At 48.8% G+C, this 17,252-nt stretch carries 14 protein-coding genes; 1 reads left to right on the top strand and 13 read right to left on the bottom strand.

Annotated elements, in window-relative coordinates:
* Positions 1-92: 92 nt before the first annotated feature.
* The 7 genes from AC3QL0_RS10185 to AC3QL0_RS10215 all read right to left on the bottom strand — a co-directional run bounded on the left by AC3QL0_RS10185 (position 93) and on the right by AC3QL0_RS10215 (position 10,639).
* Positions 93-3,866, bottom strand: coding sequence for a sulfotransferase (locus AC3QL0_RS10185; RefSeq protein WP_493008384.1), 3,774 nt, complete (start codon positions 3,864-3,866; stop codon positions 93-95).
* Between the two features lie 113 nt (positions 3,867-3,979).
* Positions 3,980-4,909 (bottom strand): flagellin N-terminal helical domain-containing protein, encoded by a 930-nt coding sequence (locus AC3QL0_RS10190; protein ID WP_493008385.1) that lies wholly within the window; start codon positions 4,907-4,909, stop codon positions 3,980-3,982.
* Positions 4,910-5,742: 833 nt separating this feature from the next.
* Complete coding sequence (locus tag AC3QL0_RS10195) at positions 5,743-6,276, bottom strand: AmiS/UreI family transporter (RefSeq protein ID WP_168246798.1); 534 nt, start codon at positions 6,274-6,276, stop codon at positions 5,743-5,745.
* A gap of 252 nt (positions 6,277-6,528) precedes the next feature.
* Positions 6,529-7,425 (bottom strand): hydroxymethylglutaryl-CoA lyase, encoded by an 897-nt coding sequence (locus AC3QL0_RS10200; protein WP_493008386.1) that lies wholly within the window; start codon positions 7,423-7,425, stop codon positions 6,529-6,531.
* 1 nt (position 7,426) lies between these two features.
* Positions 7,427-8,809 (bottom strand): tripartite tricarboxylate transporter permease, encoded by a 1,383-nt coding sequence (locus tag AC3QL0_RS10205; RefSeq protein ID WP_493008387.1) that lies wholly within the window; start codon positions 8,807-8,809, stop codon positions 7,427-7,429.
* Between the two features lie 12 nt (positions 8,810-8,821).
* Positions 8,822-9,274: a hypothetical protein gene (locus tag AC3QL0_RS10210; protein WP_493008388.1), complete on the bottom strand. Its 453-nt coding sequence runs from the start codon at positions 9,272-9,274 to the stop codon at positions 8,822-8,824.
* 78 nt (positions 9,275-9,352) lie between these two features.
* The gene (locus AC3QL0_RS10215) at positions 9,353-10,639 is read right to left on the bottom strand and encodes a hydroxymethylglutaryl-CoA reductase, degradative (protein WP_493010977.1); all 1,287 of its coding nucleotides are present in this window, start codon (positions 10,637-10,639) and stop codon (positions 9,353-9,355) included.
* A 102-nt stretch (positions 10,640-10,741) separates the two neighbouring features.
* Between AC3QL0_RS10215 and AC3QL0_RS10220 the strand changes: the two genes are divergently transcribed.
* Complete coding sequence (locus AC3QL0_RS10220) at positions 10,742-12,121, top strand: aminotransferase-like domain-containing protein (RefSeq protein WP_493008389.1); 1,380 nt, start codon at positions 10,742-10,744, stop codon at positions 12,119-12,121.
* On the opposite strand, the gene AC3QL0_RS10225 is transcribed toward AC3QL0_RS10220, so the two are convergent.
* The 6 genes from AC3QL0_RS10225 to phnL all read right to left on the bottom strand — a co-directional run bounded on the left by AC3QL0_RS10225 (position 12,118) and on the right by phnL (position 17,249).
* Positions 12,118-13,371, bottom strand: a complete 1,254-nt coding sequence (locus AC3QL0_RS10225) for a DUF445 domain-containing protein (protein ID WP_493010978.1) — start codon at positions 13,369-13,371, stop codon at positions 12,118-12,120. The genes AC3QL0_RS10220 and AC3QL0_RS10225 overlap by 4 nt on opposite strands.
* A 195-nt stretch (positions 13,372-13,566) precedes the next feature.
* A complete protein-coding gene (locus AC3QL0_RS10230; protein ID WP_493008390.1) occupies positions 13,567-14,028 on the bottom strand; it encodes a GNAT family N-acetyltransferase in 462 nt (153 codons plus the stop codon).
* Positions 14,029-14,061: 33 nt separating this feature from the next.
* On the bottom strand, positions 14,062-14,817 hold the full coding sequence (gene phnP / locus AC3QL0_RS10235; RefSeq protein ID WP_493008391.1) for a phosphonate metabolism protein PhnP: 756 nt from the start codon (positions 14,815-14,817) through the stop codon (positions 14,062-14,064).
* Entirely contained in the window at positions 14,814-15,410 is a 597-nt protein-coding gene (gene phnN / locus AC3QL0_RS10240; protein ID WP_493008392.1) for a phosphonate metabolism protein/1,5-bisphosphokinase (PRPP-forming) PhnN, read from the bottom strand. The genes phnP and phnN overlap by 4 nt, the downstream gene beginning before the upstream one ends.
* A complete protein-coding gene (locus AC3QL0_RS10245; protein ID WP_493008393.1) occupies positions 15,410-16,555 on the bottom strand; it encodes an alpha-D-ribose 1-methylphosphonate 5-triphosphate diphosphatase in 1,146 nt (381 codons plus the stop codon). Before AC3QL0_RS10245 ends, phnN begins: the two co-directional genes overlap by 1 nt.
* Positions 16,545-17,249: a phosphonate C-P lyase system protein PhnL gene (gene phnL / locus AC3QL0_RS10250; protein WP_493008394.1), complete on the bottom strand. Its 705-nt coding sequence runs from the start codon at positions 17,247-17,249 to the stop codon at positions 16,545-16,547. Before phnL ends, AC3QL0_RS10245 begins: the two co-directional genes overlap by 11 nt.
* Positions 17,250-17,252: the final 3 nt, after the last annotated feature.

A 17,252-nucleotide genomic window follows, 5' to 3' on the forward strand; every position in this document is an offset into this window, starting at 1 on the left:
GTACACTTCAGAGCGCATCCTTCAGGTTAGCACACCTCATACAACCCCCCCCCAGAGATATCTGAGGGCTTTTTACTATCAAACATGTAGCCTTATTTGGTTATGCGGCGTAGCACCCAGAACTCTCTGTAGTTAATACCATCGTCACACAGACTACCTTTGCGGATCACCTCAAAGCCCACTTGAGCAATGGTGGTCGCCTTGGCATCAAAATCTATCTCTTTCTGCCATGTGCTACGCATACCTTGGCTTTCCAGAAGCACAATGCCACCAGGTTTGCAGTAGCTGAGTAGTTTCTTGCCAAATTCTTTAAGTGGCACGCCTATCCACCGGTGTACCGCGCAAGCAATCACTAAATCAAACTTCTCTTTGCACACAAACTCATCAAAAGGCTGGCTACTCAGTTGAATGTGGTCATAGCCCATGTGTTTGGCAACGGCATTCCCTACATCCACACAACTCTGGCTGATATCAAACCCCATACCTGCGGACAACTGCGGCGCTAAGCCTACCAACAAGAAACCGTGGTTACACCCTATATCTAGAGCACGTGCATTTTTAGGAAGGTCTTTTTCCAGACCATAGATTTGCAATCGATGCATCGTAGGTCTAGAACCAGCCATCTTCAAGGTCTCAAAACCTTGATAAGGTAGGCCAAAGTCACCGAATGCCACTTGCAGTTTGTCATTGCGGTAGCCTGCCCACATGCGCTGAGTTTCTGCATGTATAGGAACTAACTTCGACAGTTCAGGATCAGTAGCCTCTGACAATCGAGTAATGAACTTTTGATTAGCCTGCACGCTATATGGCGAAAAAGGATGTATAGAGCTCGCTTGCCACAATAGCTCGCAACTTTGATCCACCTCGCCAGCTAAATACAAGCTGTCAGCCTTACGCATTAATGCCTCAGCATACAAAGGCCCTTGCGTAGGCTGTAATGCCTCAAGCGCTCGATCATGAACCGCCCAGGCGAGGTCCCATTGCTGATTCGCCGCATACAACTGGCCCTCTACCGAATACTGGCGTGCCGCTAATAAAGGATGAGTGCAATATGGTGTAGTGGCCAACTGCGCAATGGCTTGCTCAATGTGCTGCTGCTCAGGCACCGGATGCATAACCAGGGCTTCCCAATACAAACGACGAACCTCAGCACTACCAGGCAACCGTTCTAGCAACTGTAACGCCAAGGCATACGCTTCCCACCACACCCCTGCGCGCAACAGCACTTCCACACTGGTCAAATGAGTAGTCAACTCATCAGGCGCTATCTCTATCGCTGTTTCTAACTGAGGAATGGCTTTATATAAATGCCCAGACCAAGAGGATAGCTCAGCCCCCAAACGATGCAACTGCACGTCATAGGGATACTGCTGCAGCCATTCGTTAATTTGTTTTTTGGTAGCAACTAGCTCGCCAGACCACAAGGCCTCTCGAACCTCTTGCAACTGATCGTAGTGAGGGCCTGTACGTTTACGCGTGAAATAGCCTCTGGCCTTTAAATAGCTCTCAGCCAACGCCACATCGATACGCTGCAGTAAGGCGTAACTAAAGTCATGAATGTGATAAACCGTGTCTAACAAAAATGCCAATTGCATCAACTGCACAGTACTCATTGTTGCTAGACGATTTTCATCTGGCACTAACAAAATAGCCGCTTGATCCAACTCAGTATTTTCTGGTTGGTACACCACATCCGCTCTAGGTAACATGCTAGAACCGGACTGCATATGCACTAACTTATAGAATCTAAATCCGTTCTGTGCCGCCCAACTAGACAGCTCAGCAACAGAACTTTGCTGGTGATATACAGGCTGGAAATTAATACCTATCTGTATGGCCAAGGCTTGCGATAAACAACGCTGTCCATGCTGCAATATGTCTACGTTGTTGTGTTGAGCACTTAACACTAACCAATCTACGGACTCTAAACCGCCAATGGCATCCAGCGCAAAGGTATTGATAGGCAGCTTTGCCAACACCATGGCTGACTGACGCTGTCTGCCTAGTAACTGGGCCTCAGGCAACGGCTCAATAGTACTGTTGTACTGCGCATCTAAACACGCATATAAGGTGCCAGGCTGCCCTGCTCCCAAAGCGGCTTGCTTCACACATTGCAATTGTGGGTTTTGCTGCAACTCAGTTGGTATCGCCAAATCACCCGCAGGGTCAAACACCACCAAACCCACGGCTTTAGAAACAAGCAGCTCTGCTGTTTTCTCGTCGCGCAACAAGCAACCGCCGTTATCAACGACTGTTAGCGCCTTGGGTAAGGTCCAAGAGAACTCAGCAATCTCGGCCAGATTAGGTTTATCGGTTTTTAATACTGCAGGCAAAGCGCAGCTAACCGCCATAGGAACTGCTTTACGCGGAAACTGCTCCACAATGCTCTGATAGCCATCAACCAAGGGTTGCAGCTTGTCGATAAAGCGCTGACCAAAACCTACAAACTGGTCAGTTAACGGCATTGCAGAGGCAACAGACTTAATGGGGCCTACAGCTCCCACCATGGATGCATTCTCAGACGTGATTTCTTCGTAGGTTTTTTCTTGCTGCAAACCTAAGCCAGACAACAGATTATCCATTACCCCTTTGGGGTTACGTACCAACTCTTCATACTCAACTAAGTAGATAGGGTTAGGCAATACTTGTGCCCAGTGCTCCATCATTTTCTCAAAGCACGCAATTTGCTTACCTAAGGCATGCAAGTTATAGCTAGGACGTGTACCTGTTGTGACTTTGTATTGTTGAAAATACCCTGTCACACCTAGATCTAACACATCACGTACGCAGAAAATAATAGGTACGTTTGGCAGCCATAAGCCCAGCCAACCCAGATTCCACAAATCGTCAGGCAATGTACTGATTTTGATTGAATCCGTACCCAGTTTTTCTACATATCCTTCGGCCAACTCTCGGACTTTTTTTGGTGTTTGCTGCTTTAACCACTCCACGGAATCGGCATATCCCTCTTGGTGAGCTTGGCTATATTCAAATAGAAAATTGCTCTCGCCTGTTAGACTCACACCTTTCACACCACTAAACAGAGACTCTAGCAAGCTCTTACCTGAGCGCGACATACCCATAATGATAATTTGTGGGACATCAGGCAATCCAAACGGCGACAGAGTCTTAAAGACCTCTGGCGTAAAAAACCGCTGCCTAATGACTAGCTCATTTTCTTGCTCAGCCCCCACAGGGTCCAAGCTAGCATCCATCAATGAATTAGCACGGTGATAGTAGTCAAAAGCGCCCTCATCATCGCCTTTATCTAAGCATAGCTTCCCTAACGTCGCTAACGCTAACGCCTCTTCTAATGGAGGCAGTTCAGTTTTCTCTATATATTCCGTTAAAACATTAGCCGCAACGTCAGGATCATCCAACGACATTAAATTGGTTGACTTGATATACAAACGAACATTGCTAGGGTCTAGTTTCAAAGCTGCTTGGTAGGCATCCCGAGCCAATAAAGGCTCTGCCAATTGATTGTGAGCATCCCCTTTGAGCGACAATGCAATGCTATGGTTGGGTTGCTCTTTAAGCACCAGTTCTAGTGCCATTAATGCATCTGCTGGTTTTTCTGCTTTATTGAAGCATCGCGCCAAATCTACTAATAGCTCAACAGTTTGCCAGCCTGCCTCACGTGCGCATTCATAGGCTTTTATAGCCTCAGGAATCCGATCCAGCTTGTGCAACGTATAACCTTCTAAGGCCATAACCTGAGCATTCTCTGGATGTTTCTCACGCAATGCCAACAGCTGATTTCGGGCAGCGTCAAACTGAGTATTCTGCAGTAGCTTCATTACTGCTTTTACCGACTGATCGATGGGCGCTACAGTCAACGAACGCTTCTGCGCAGAACGAGCCATTACATACACTCCAATTACAAACAGCAAAAAAACAAAAAGGCGCTTTATTATCTATTGATAACAAAGCGCCAGGCGTGTCAGACAGCGTAGGTTTAGTACGCTAATTCATCTGATTAACGCAGCAGAGACAATACTGTCTGAGGTACTTGGTTAGCTTGCGCCAAGACCGATGTACCAGCTTGCTGCAGAATCTGAGCACGAGTCATGTTGGACACTTCAACTGCGTAATCAGCGTCTTCAATGCGTGAACGAGCTGAGGACAGGTTGTTCACTGTGTTGTTCAGGTTAGTGATAGTAGATTGGAAACGGTTCTGAATCGCACCCAAGCCACTACGTTGGCTATCAACTTTAGAGATAGCTGCATCAATTTCAGCCAACAGACCTTCTGCAACAGCTGCCTTCTCTTCACCTGCTGGTGTACCTGCAGCAGTACCTGAACCTGGAACAGCTGGAGTTGCCGCTGTGTAAGAAGCCAAGATACCTGTTGCACCTTTAGGATCTGTAGCTGCAGTAATGTCTTTCAAGCCAGTAGTAGTGAACAACTCGGAGGAGTTTGTTTCTGCCAGTTTGATAGTGATAGTTTCGTTATCGTGTGCACCAACCTGAATTTGCAGGTCTTGTACGCCTTTATCCAAAACTTTAACGCCGTTGAACTGAGTCTGCTCGGAAACACGGTTGATTTCCTGAACGCGAGCAACAACCTCTTCGTTGATGGAAACCAAGTCTTTTGCAGAGTTAGTACCAGTTGTAGCTTGAACTGTCAGTGTACGAATACGCTGCAAGTTTTCGTTGATTTCGTTCAACGCACCTTCAGTTGTCTGAGCAATAGAGATACCGTCGTTAGCGTTACGAGCAGCTTGTTTCAGACCGTTGATGTTGGCTGTGAAACGGTTAGCAACCGCTTGACCAGCAGCGTCGTCTTTTGCGCTGTTGATACGCAGACCGGAGGACAAACGCTCAATAGCGGTGCCCAGGGAGTTTTGGGATTTGGTCAGGTTGTTCTGAGAAACCAGCGCCAAGTAGTTAGTATTAATAACAGACATGAATGACTCCTGTTTGAGGAAAATTGCAGCACTTAACTGCTAGTTAATCAGGAAAGCCCTGTTTAGGTAGCGCCTTAACCATCACTGTAGTGGTGGGTGCTGCGCTATTTCCTGTATTAACTTGTTTACGACATACATCACTAAAGCTTTAGGGGGCATCACAAAAAATTTTGCTCCCATCACGTGATCAACCTGTTAAAACCCAGCCTGAGCACGCTGCTGTTGTGATAACGGCAGCCGTTTTTTTTTCTTAAGTGCTACTGAAAAATTCCTACCCACTTTAGGAGCATTCCTACAATGGAACTCTGCTCTGGGAAGACCGAGGCTTCTGTCATATTCATCGCACACGCTGGGGGACTGCAGGAATACTTTTTGTGATTTGAGACACCAAATCAAAAAAGTTTCCTCTCCGTCCCCTGATACTGAGAGAGTTACCGCCCTTTCTTTAGAGATGGGATTTTCTGTATGTGTAGCGGCCATAAAGCTTACCAACCTTGGGAGTTGAACATTTCCATGTCTCTACTACAGAAATATACTTAACCCCCAGTAGCGACCTATCTAAAGCTCGTGGCAAGCTATGAAGGGAAGGCGGAGGGAAGTGTTTTTTTATTTGGTGTACAAATTAAAAAATACTTTCGCAGCCTAAGACTACGGCAGATAGTTGTTGATAAGCGGGCTTTCACTCCCAACATAGACTGCTTCATCTTGCTATAGAGAGCCTATAACAACAGCACTCTCACCTCGATGAGCTGCTACATGAACATCATAAAAAAACAAAACGGGGAAGTTGACCCACTCAACTTCCCCGTGCAATCAGCCTGAACGTCCTACCTTTAAATAATGCCCCAGAAGTTCAACAACGCAGGCATCAACGCTGTCGTAATCCCTTGCGCTGCCGTCACCACACCTGTCAGCCTGCCTATAGGCAACTGGCACACTAACAGCAAAAAGAACATGAACCACAACACAGACCAGGCCAGCCAGCTAAACACCATCCAATAATCAAAGCCAGTCACCGCCGACAAGAAGGTCAAAATAGCTACGGGGATACCGATGAATGGCACCAATAGACAGAACCAGCCAAACGCTTTACCGTCTGCCCCCGTAAACGCATTGATGGCCAACCAGATATAGGTCAGCACAAACAATCCAGAATACGCAGCTGGTGCTAGGCTATCTCCTGTAGTGGTTGAACGCACCACCATGACTGTCAGCAACACCACACCCATAATGCCGGTAAATAGATTCACCACGGCGGCATCTTTAATGCCTATATGTTTGCTCGTATCCGTGGCGTAACTGTTATAGATCCGTACTCCGTTCACGAACAACGTAATGCCTACAAATACTAAATAGAATTGCAGCATGGCAGCATCCTTAAGGTCTTTATTGCTGGTTAATGTAAATACGTCTGCCTCAACACCAAGGTTTGGGTAAAGCATGTGCCCTGCGGTGAAACCGCGACTTTCTCTTTCCGGCATGATGCTACGAGCAAAACTACACTTTCGGTATAAGGGATTCCCTTGGCCACCTATCAGCATTCACAGATTGACTTTTACAAACAAAAAAAGCCCACAACATTGTTGTGGGCCTTCTGGTACTGCAAGCAGAATACTAGCTTATGCGGAGCAGGTTGCCTGTACAAATCTGGACTGATTTTGACGTCCCAACACTTGGCTAATGTACTGCCCTGCTTTGAGCATGGCTTCTTTATTAACGCCGGTTTGTAGACCTAAACCTTCTAACAAATACACCACATCTTCAGTCGCCACGTTGCCAGATGCACCTTTAGCATACGGGCAACCGCCCAAGCCTGCTACCGACGCATCAAAGCTACGCAAGCCTAAGTCTAGCGACGCATAGATGTTGGCAATCGCCATACCGTATGTGTCGTGGTAGTGGCCTGCCAACGCTGCGACGGGGATCACATCACTACAATGCTTTAAGACTGTACGAATGCGTTCTGGCGTACCCGTACCGATGGTGTCACCCAGTGATACTTCGTAGCAACCCATGTCGTACAGTTTTTTAGCCACGTAAGCGACTTTGGCTGGATCGGTTGGGCCATCGTAAGGGCAGTCCACAATGGTAGACACATAGCCACGCACTTTGATGCCCAGCTCTTTGGCTTGTGCAGCGATATCTGCAAAGCGTGCCAAGCTGTCTTCAATGGTGCTGTTGATATTCTTTTGCACAAAGCTCTCGGAAGCCGCTGTAAAGATAGACACCTCTTTACATTGCACAGCTACCGCTGCCTCAAAGCCTTTTTGATTGGGTGTGAGCAAGCTGAAGTCTATACCTTCGGGCTTTACCAGCCGTTGGTATAGTTCATCGCTTTGCACCATTTGCGGCACCCACTTAGGCGACACACACGCGCCCACTTCTATAGCTGGAAAACCGCACTCTACTAGATGCTCTAGAAAGGTCAGTCGTTGTTCCAAGGTGATGACGGCTTTCTCGTTTTGCAAGCCGTCTCTCGCGCCCACTTCAGTGAGTCTAACGTATGTATCGCTCATCTCATCCTACCAATGCCAATAAAGCCGGAACTGTCAAAATCGCCATGTAGTAACCCATGAACTGGCAGCCAGTATTAAAGCCAAAATGGCGTGATAGCATGCCGCCCACTAGACCCATGGTCAGAATAACCAACAGACCAAGAATACCACCTTCCCACAAACTGATGACCACAATCAGGCCAACAAAGGTAGCAATAATGGCTTCATGGCTAATGCGCTTGGACACGAACAGCGCGGCACGACGAGCATAGTTCATGGCAAATGGGTAGGCCACAATCGCAGCGATCAACACGGACAACATGCCGTAGCCCAGGAATTCCCATTGGCTTAACAAGTTGTGCAAGTTAAACGGCTCTACGCCATCGCCCCCAACGGTGTACACCGGTGGTGCGTTAAACAAGGGCGCTGCAGGGCCAGCCGCTACGGGACTCAGTGGCAAACCAAAAGCTACCAGCGGAATCAGCGCTTCGGCAATATAGGTGGATTCAGTCACACCGTTTTTAACGGCCAAGCTGGTGGTTAAACGTTGGTAGATTTGTTTGAAGCGCGATGCCACAAACTCACCCAGCGCTACTGTCATGGCTACAGGGCTGAACACAAAGGTCGCGCTGGAAATTACCGAGGTAATACCTGTCCATTTGATTTGCTGTTTATCCAGCACTTTGAATGGGCTAGGGAAGTAACCATCCCAGCTTTTCAGTTCTGGTGCGATAGACAACTGGTTTACGCGATCACGACGCATGTGTTTTTTACCTTGAGGGGAAAACACAGTGAACAGATCCGCAATCAATGGACCAATCGCAATACCTAAGAAGTAGCTCACCGACAATTTAACATCGAATTTTGCAGTGAAACTTTGCAGTGCAATGATCAAGCACACAAAAGGAATCAACAGCATGGTGGAAGCGACTTTACCTGGCGAGAACCATGTAATCAGAATGGCCGCAAAGGCAAAAATCCAGGGGGCGAATTTGGTGATGGTGCCGCCAAAGGGTGCCAACAAGGATGCAAACAGCATGGCGCTAGGTACGGCGATGAAAGCCGAGATAATCGCCCCGGAAATCATCTTACGCAACGCGATGTGCGGGGCCCCTAACTGACGCATGGCATTGGCATCCGATACCAGCGGTGTCGCCAAGGTGTCACCTGGAATACCCAGCAATGCCGTAGGAATCGCGTGCGTCATGTGCTTGGCAATGGCTGCCGACATCCAGAAGGTGAACACACCAACAGGAGGAGCACCCAACAAAATCACCAATAAGGTCAGCGGCGCTAAGGTAGTGGTTTCATCCGTACCGGAAATTAAACCGATGGCTGAAAACAGTACGGCACCCGCCAACCCAAAGGCAAAGGCATAGAGAAACTGCTCAATAAAAACTTCCATGTAAGCCTCCTATTATTGTTCTTTTTGTTTTTGAAGAAATGCGTCGTAGAGATTCAGCTCTTTTAGCTCTTGTTTGACGGACTCAGGTACCTGTGTCACATCACCCAACTCTCTACCCTCTTCTTTCCATTGAGCAACTAGGTGGTCAAACCACTCCATACTTTGCTCATCAGGTTGCAGGATTTCGCGTTTAGGGCTGAACATTTTGGCACATACAAAACCCGCCAACAAACATCCAAACAAGCCAAACAACATGCTGTACGCATGAGCTAAAGCCGGTTCAGATACGCGTGGCAGCAAGAACCAACGCCCTAAATAAAAGGTGGCTGTACTTAGCACAATACCGATCAGAATGGCCTTTACTAACTGGGCATAACTAACGGTATCACCCCAAACTTCTACCAGATCCCCTGGTACCTGCGTTTCCGTGGATGCAGACGTTGCGTCTGCACTGTTATTGTTCATGGTCTTCTCCACGATGACTCTCCTTAAAATGGCAGGCCGACCTTGTGAGCCGACCCACCAACAAGCACATATAGGCTATTAACGCGCGCGCAGTTGCTCCAACAACTCACGAGCACGGTCATTACGTACGTCTTTTTCTGCCACCATTTGCTCTACGATTTCGTCTACTTCGTGAGACTCTGCACCGGCAACCACGGCAATATTACGAGCATGCAGTGCCATGTGACCACGTTGGATACCTTCTGTTGCCAAAGCACGCATCGCAGCCATGTTCTGAGCCAAACCAACGGCTGCCACAATTTCACCCAATTCATTGGCGGACTTCACGCCCAACAATTTCAAGGACAACTGTGCCAGTGGGTGAGTTTTCGTTGCGCCACCTACCAGGCCTACAGCCATAGGCAATTCGATACGGCCTACCAAGTTGCCATTCTCGTCTTTACGCCATTGACTCAAGGAGGTGTAACGACCGTCTTTCACAGCGTAAGCATGAGCACCTGCTTCAACAGCACGCCAGTCATTACCAGTAGCCACGATCACAGGGTCAATACCGTTCATGATGCCTTTGTTATGAGTCGCTGCACGGTATGGGTCAATCGCTGCAAACTCATAAGCTTCCAACATACGATCAATCACTTCTTCGCCAGAGAAGGCTTCTTGTTTCAGCTGGTCTGGGCGCACGGTCATTTCAGCTGTCGCCAAACGCAAGTCAGCCAAGTTAGACAAGATACGCAGACGCACTTGGCCGCCTGTCAGTTTCTCTACCAACGGTGTCACGGTTTCAGCCATGGTGTTCACGGTGTTTGCACCCATGGCGTCACACACGTTCACGATCAAGTGCATCACCACCATTGGGCCTACTGCACTGTTCTCAAATACGTGTACTTCAATATCTTTACAACCACCGCCCAAGCTGATCAGGAACTTGTCTTTAGTGTTAGCCAGTTCGATGATCTGTTCACGGTTAGCCAACAAGGCTTCACGCGCTTTTTGTACGGACTCTACACCCACGATTTGTACTTGCGCACGCATCATAGGCTCTGTGCTGCTGGTACGGAACCCACCGTTATCACGTGCCAATTTTGCCATGTAGGACGCAGCAGCCACGATAGAAGGCTCTTCCACCACCATAGGGATCAAGCAATCACGGCCATTCACGGTGAAGTTAGCAGCAATACCCATAGGCAACTCAAATTTGCCCACGACGTTTTCAATCATGCTGCTAGCCAGTTGCATAGGCAGGGCGCCATCTTCAGCCAACAAGGCTTTTTCTGCTGCAGACAGGTCTGCTATTTTGCAGATTTCGTCCAGACGTTCCGCAACGGACAGGGAACGGAAATTAGGTAGTTTGGAATTCATAAGCAGCTCCGATCTTCTTGTTACTATTAACAGCCAGTAATGTAAGATGCAGAATATTGGCAAACAAGGTACAGTTTTTGCAGACAGATTTACGATCAGGGCTAGTGCATGGCGACGCAACACAAGCAGTTATACGAGAAAATCCATCAGACCCTGGCCTACCAAATTAAGTCCGGACTGTACAAGGACAACGAGAAACTACCCTCTATTCGAATACTGGCTGAACAGTACTCGGTCTCTAAGAACACCATCATCACCGTATTGGAAAAACTGGTAGATGATGGGCTGATTCACTCGCGTTCTCGATCCGGTTTTTTCATCACCGAACAGCTCTCAGAAAGCACGGCTCACTTCGCTACCATCGACATTGATGACATAGACGAGCTATGGCTAATGCGCCGCCAGCTAGAGAATTTTGGTGACGTATTACACGTGGGCGATGGCTATCCCAGCAAAGAGTGGTTTAGGGATTTACCCCTAAACCGTTTGTTGCAAAGCGCACTACAAGAAGAAAACGAAAAGCTGCTGCGCTACGGCAATAAGTACGGTTTTCTGCCCTTGCGTGAGAAGCTAGCGAAAACGCTGGGTACGCTCAAGATGAGCCTCACCCCTGACAATATTCTGCTGAATAACGGGGTGAATGATGCGATTGATTTAATCATCCGCTTCTTTGTACGTAGCAATACGCCGGTGCTGGTGGACTCCCCCGTGTATTACCCGCTACTCAAGAAGCTGCAGTTAGCACACTGCAAAATCATTGATATTCCACGCTTGGCCGATGGGCCAGATTGCCAAGTCTTAGAGGAACGCTTGCGGCAACACCCCAAAGCGATGTTCTTCACGCAAAGTATTGCGCACAACCCAACTGGCACTCATATCAGCGACGAGAAACTACAGCGCATTAATACACTCTGCGCTCAGTACAACTGCTTGCTGATTGAGAACGACATATTTTCTGCCTATACCCAAAGTAAGCGCCGTTTATGCTCGGGCAGTGATTTCAGCCACCATTTGTATGTGGGAGGTTTTTCTAAGATCATTAGCCCCTCAATTCGCGTTGGCTTTATCGTGGGCAATCACGAACTCATTAATAGACTGGCAGACTTCAAGGCCATCATCCATATTAATAGCTCTGAATACTCCGAGCGTTTTATTCATAGGATTCTGGCCAGCAAATCATACCCCCAACACTTACGCCATTTCACAAAACAGTTGAGCACCGTCTGCCAGAAAAGCCGTGATCACATAGAGGCGCTAGGCGGCGAGATTTTCCACTACTCGGATAACAGCTTGTATTTCTGGGTGCGTTTTCCCGGCTTACGCTTTGATAAAAAGACCATACGCAAGGGCATGGAAAAGAAGATTATTTTCGCGCCCGGGTATTTCTTTAGCCAAAATGGGGCTCAGTTTAGGGACTGGACGCGCATCAACAATCACATTGCGGCCAATCCCCAGTTCTTACAGACCATGAAAAACTTGCTGTCCTAGCCAGAGAATGCCGTCCACCACAGCACCAAGGCGTGCAACAGTAAACCAATCACACCACCGACTAAGGTGCCGCTAAAGCGTATGTATTGCAGGTCGCTCCCTACGCTTAACTCTAGTTCGCGCACTAAGTGTTTTTCATCCCAATTACGCACGGTACGGGTAATGTGTTCGGTGACGCCTGTACGCAAACTACCTGCCATGCTAGCCGCGCTTTCCAGTAAATGCTGGTTCAAAGCATCACGCAATGCGTCATCCGCCTGTAAGCGCTGCCCTAGCCCTTGAAATAGCGTTTCCAAATGCTGTGAAATGGTCGATTGCTCACTAGACAGGTCATTTTTCAGCAATTGCATAATGTCGCGCCACACGCTGTCCAAATACGCTTGTACGTGCTGATGCTCTAGTATTTGCTGCTTGATGTTATCTATCTGGCGAATGAGATCGGGATCGCTACCCAAGCGCTCTATATATTCCCCCACCCATGCCTCGTAATCACGACGCAGTGGGTGGTCTGGTTCTTGCAGCACATCCTGTAGCTCCGCGACCAACGCAGCCGCTAAACGTTCCGAAAGTCTTTTAGAAATATCCTCTACCGAGCTCACCACATCTACCATTTTCAGTAGTTTGGGCCATTCGCGCTCAGCATGCCGGGTCATCATTTTGGCGATACGAAGTTTGACATCACTACTGTCCAGATAGCCGCCCAACTGCCGCAAGCTTTCATCCAGCAACACTTGATGGCGACCGTCTTTAGTTAAGAGGCTCAGCACTTCATGTGCCGTACCCGCCATATTCCAGTTGGCTAGGCGCGACCGTAGTGCATCCAACAAGGCGGCCTTCACAGCACGTTCGTCCAATAAATCTAAGGCGGGTAATAAACTTTGGCGCGTCCAGCGGCTTAAGCGCTGCGCTTGTTCGGGTTGGCTTAGCCACTGCCCTATGCGCATTGCAGGGTCTAATGCTTTAAGCCTATCTAATAGCTGTTGTGGATCTAAGAAATGATCGCGCACAAAGACCGCCAAGCTCTGGCCTAAGTTGTCTTTCTTGCGCGGAATAATCGCAGTATGGGGGAAAGGAATACCTAAAGGATGTTTAAACAGCGCCACCACCGCAAACCAGTCTGCCAGTGCACCAACGGTTGCGGCTTCACAGAAAGCCCGCACCCATGCCCAAATACCCTGACCACCCATATGATGACTGAGTATGAAACCCGATAACGTACTGGCCAATAACGCCAATGCGATGATTTTCATACGTCGTAACTGCTGTACTTCCCTAGCCTGTTTACTCACGCTAGCACTCCCTGCTGTACTTCAAGCAGTCATACTACCACTACCTTTGTCACGATAAAACCGTGTAAGCCGCCCCTTGCAGTGCACTGTCGCCACCCTAAAAAAGCGGCGTTGCGACTCATTGCCGCATCGCCGCTTTCTACAACGTATTACCGCTTATTTAGCTAGATTTTCATTCACAACCACATAGCGCACAAACCCGCTGTGCGGTGTGTATTTATCGTATAGCCCTCTGGCACGGTAATTAGTTTCTTTGGTCAACCAATACAGACGTGCCCAACCTTGTTCGGTCATCTGTGCTTTCAACCAATCCAACATCGCTGCGCCTGTGCCTTTAGCTCGTACATCAGGCTTCACAAACATGTCTTGCAAGTAGCAAATAGGCTCTATGGCCCAGGTACTATCATGCAAGATGTAATTGGCCATACCTATCACCCCTTCTTTTGCACTGTCTGCCACAATGCACTGTACGGGGCTGTTTTCATCCATGATGCGCAACCATGTCTGCTGCGTTACCTCATCACTGATGTTGTTCTGATAGAAATCATGGTACCCAGCCCATAATTGGCGCCAAGCGGGGTAATCCTCGCTGGTAATTTTGCGTATATGCAATGACATAAAAAGTGCCCAATAAGAACAGTGAAAAAGGTGTTACACCGCAATCATACCGCTATCTTTTGCCAGCAAAACACTATCGCTTAAGGTTTCAGGGTTTTCCATCAACCAAGCGTCTACCTGATGGCTGATATGAGTGAGCACTAGGTGCTTTACGGTCAGTTGCTGACCGATGGCTAACGCCATATTGAGGTCATTATGATTGCGTGGGGGCGTGTCTTGCGGCGGATGTGAGCAATCCACAATGCAATAGTCCAACGCTAAGGTTTGCAGATACGCCAGACTGTCTGGCGGCAGCCCCACGGTATCGGTCAAATAGGCGATATGTTTACCCTCGTGGCTGAACACATAGCCCAAACAAGGCTTGGAATGCTGCAACGGAATAGCGGTGACCTGCATAGCACCCAATTGGCGTTGCTCAAACGCCGACCATGTCGCTGAAAAGTCCAAAATACCCGAATGCTTAAAAAGATCGGCAAACCCTTTTTCATCCTCTGGACCATATACAGGAATGCGGCAATTGACGCCCCAACGCAAATGCAAAAGACCTTGGGCGTGATCTGCATGGTAATGCGTTTGCAAAATGCCATTTAGGCTACCGGGAGGAAACAGCTCGGTAAGGTCCATGCGGCCAGAATCAATCAGCCAGCGCTGATCGCCGCATTCTATTACCGCGCTGCACGGACGCCTATACCAACTGTGATCTTGCTGCGCACGTACACAGGCGGGGCAATCACAGTTATAGACTGGCACCTGCGCCGAATCTCCCGTACCTAAAAACCGCAACTTCATCCCGCTTTCCTCATCACACTTTGCTTATGCCATTGCTGTAACTGTACTCGCAAATTGGCGACGGTTTGATCCAAGGCCTGCGAGTTATCCAGCATATACACATTATGTGCGGGATTCGCGCCTAAGCGGTGACGAAACTGTTGCTCCATTTGCTGATTGCGCTGCACACGCAAGGTGATGGCGTCTACCGATTCCCTACCCCGCAACTGTAAACGTTGCAGCAATAGTTCGGGGGCGACAGTGAGCCACACCAAAGAAGCCTGTTCATAGCGTTGTTTCACCTGCTCCCAATGCTCTCGGGAACCGTTCACCAGCACCAACTTCCCTGCCTGCAAATGCGTATCTAATTCAGAACGTATGCCATAAATCAGGCCATGAGCTTCCCAGCTCAACGCAAAAGCACCTTGCCGTTGTTGCTGGCGGAATACCTCGTGGCTGAGGTATTCCGCATAGGCATTGGCAGGGTTTTCCTCGCGCGTAACCGCACGCTTCATGATGACCCAATCCGGTGGTAAATCAGCTGCCAGCGCTGCCAGCACGCTGTCTTTACCACTACCGGACGGCCCAACCATGTAGACCAATTTTCCTTGCATTAGTACACCCTCTGACCTTGGCTAAATACTTGCTTCACAATGAACTGCTTGCCCAAGTCTTTGACTTGTATCAGGTCAGCCCGCTTACCTACCACGATCTCGCCACGGTCATGTAAGCCCACTGCAGTTGCAGGTGCCAAGCTTACGGTAGAAACTGCACGTGGCAAGCTATAACCCTGCTCCATCGTGGCTAACCCATGCACCGCTTGTAGCAAGCTGGAGGGGTAGTAATCGCTGGACAAAATATCCAAGACACCGTGGCGTGCTAATTCAGCAGCAGCAATATTGCCTGAATGCGAACCACCACGCACGATGTTCGGTGCCCCCATCAACACGTTCAACCCCAGCTTGTGGCTCAAGTCAGCCGCTTCACGTGTGGTGGGGAATTCAGCAATAGTCATACCAGCCGCAGCAGACTCATTTACATGATCAGCTGTAGCATCGTCGTGACTTGCCAACGCGATGCCTTTGCTTTGGCACATGCCCACAATGGACTTTCTAAACTCTTCGCTGTACTTGGCTGCGTTAGTCGTTTGCTTATGGATAAAGGCTTCCATTTCAGCATCGCTTAAATGGTATTTACCTTGGTAGTACTCACGGTATTTTTCTATCTTCACGAACTGACGTTGACCCGGTGTGTGATCCATCACCGACACCAGTCGCACCAACTCGTGATCCACCAACTCTTCAAACATTTGCAGTGTGAGTTCATGGCTCACTTCACAACGCAAATGCAGCAAATGATCTGAACGTGTTAGCCCATCACGCACACCCTGCCCAATGGCTTCAATCATCTTAGGCAACTGCGCTAAGCGCGTTTGTTTAGGACTCACATCGCCAATAGACAAGGCATCAAACACCGTTGTGATGCCTGAACTTACCAACTGGGCATCGTGCGCCAATACCGCTGCACTAGAAGGCCAATCCACACCGGGGCGTGGGTTCATATAGCGCTCTAGGTTATCGGTATGCAGCTCAATAAAACCTGGCATCAAGAAATCACCCTGCATATCTTGCGCCGCAGGTGACTGGCTTTGTGTAGTAGAAATATCGCGTATACGACCATTTTCTAGCACCACGCAGCCACGTATTACTTCATCTGCAAGCACGATCTGTGCATTATTCAGTATCTGCTCATGCAACATGGCTGGACTCCTGTACATTCAGTTCTACATAACGATCCATAACCGCTTCGCGAGCGATGGCATCGTGAAAGATTCCTACAATGGCCGAACCGGCCTGCTTGGCTTCATTGATGAGCGCCAACACCACCTGACGGTTTTTATCGTCTAAAGAAGCGGTAGGCTCATCCAACAGCAACAAAGGCCAGAACACCATAAAACCGCGTGCAATATTGACGCGCTGCTGCTCACCACCTGAGAAGGTGCCAGGCGCCAATGACCACAGGCGTTGAGGAATGTTCAAGCGGGTTAACAACTGCTCGGCTCGGGCTTGCGCTTGCTCGGTAGGTTCGCCGCGCAGCAAAGCCGGCTCCATCACCACATCCAAGCACGACACACGTGGAATCACCCGCAAGAATTGGCTCACATAACCAATGGTTTGTTTACGCAATTGCATGATCAGACGCGGATCTGCTTGTACCAGCTCCACCGTTTTATTCTGGTGATGCACCGCAATGCTGCCATGCTCGGCTTGGTAGTTACCATAAAGCGTGCGCATCAACGTAGACTTACCAGCACCGGACTGGCCAGCTAATACCACACACTCACCCGGCTGCACGGCAAAGCTCACATCATGCAAAACTTGCAGCACTACGCCTTGCTGTTGGTGCAAGGTGAACTGTTTAGACAAATGACTAACTTCAAGAATGGGACTCACAAC

It is taken from the genome of Paenalcaligenes sp. GW821-LYS-B07-1 (genome assembly GCF_058803365.1).

Coding starts and splice junctions, on each gene's coding strand:
- AC3QL0_RS10185 (WP_493008384.1), bottom strand. CDS start 3,866: ATGGCTCGTTCTGCGCAGAAGCGTTCGTTGACTGTAGCGCCCATCGAT.
- AC3QL0_RS10190 (WP_493008385.1), bottom strand. CDS start 4,909: ATGTCTGTTATTAATACTAACTACTTGGCGCTGGTTTCTCAGAACAAC.
- AC3QL0_RS10195 (WP_168246798.1), bottom strand. CDS start 6,276: ATGCTGCAATTCTATTTAGTATTTGTAGGCATTACGTTGTTCGTGAAC.
- AC3QL0_RS10200 (WP_493008386.1), bottom strand. CDS start 7,425: ATGAGCGATACATACGTTAGACTCACTGAAGTGGGCGCGAGAGACGGC.
- AC3QL0_RS10205 (WP_493008387.1), bottom strand. CDS start 8,809: ATGGAAGTTTTTATTGAGCAGTTTCTCTATGCCTTTGCCTTTGGGTTG.
- AC3QL0_RS10210 (WP_493008388.1), bottom strand. CDS start 9,274: ATGAACAATAACAGTGCAGACGCAACGTCTGCATCCACGGAAACGCAG.
- AC3QL0_RS10220 (WP_493008389.1), top strand. CDS start 10,742: ATGGCGACGCAACACAAGCAGTTATACGAGAAAATCCATCAGACCCTG.
- AC3QL0_RS10225 (WP_493010978.1), bottom strand. CDS start 13,371: ATGAAAATCATCGCATTGGCGTTATTGGCCAGTACGTTATCGGGTTTC.
- AC3QL0_RS10230 (WP_493008390.1), bottom strand. CDS start 14,028: ATGTCATTGCATATACGCAAAATTACCAGCGAGGATTACCCCGCTTGG.
- phnP (WP_493008391.1), bottom strand. CDS start 14,817: ATGAAGTTGCGGTTTTTAGGTACGGGAGATTCGGCGCAGGTGCCAGTC.
- phnN (WP_493008392.1), bottom strand. CDS start 15,410: ATGCAAGGAAAATTGGTCTACATGGTTGGGCCGTCCGGTAGTGGTAAA.
- AC3QL0_RS10245 (WP_493008393.1), bottom strand. CDS start 16,555: ATGTTGCATGAGCAGATACTGAATAATGCACAGATCGTGCTTGCAGAT.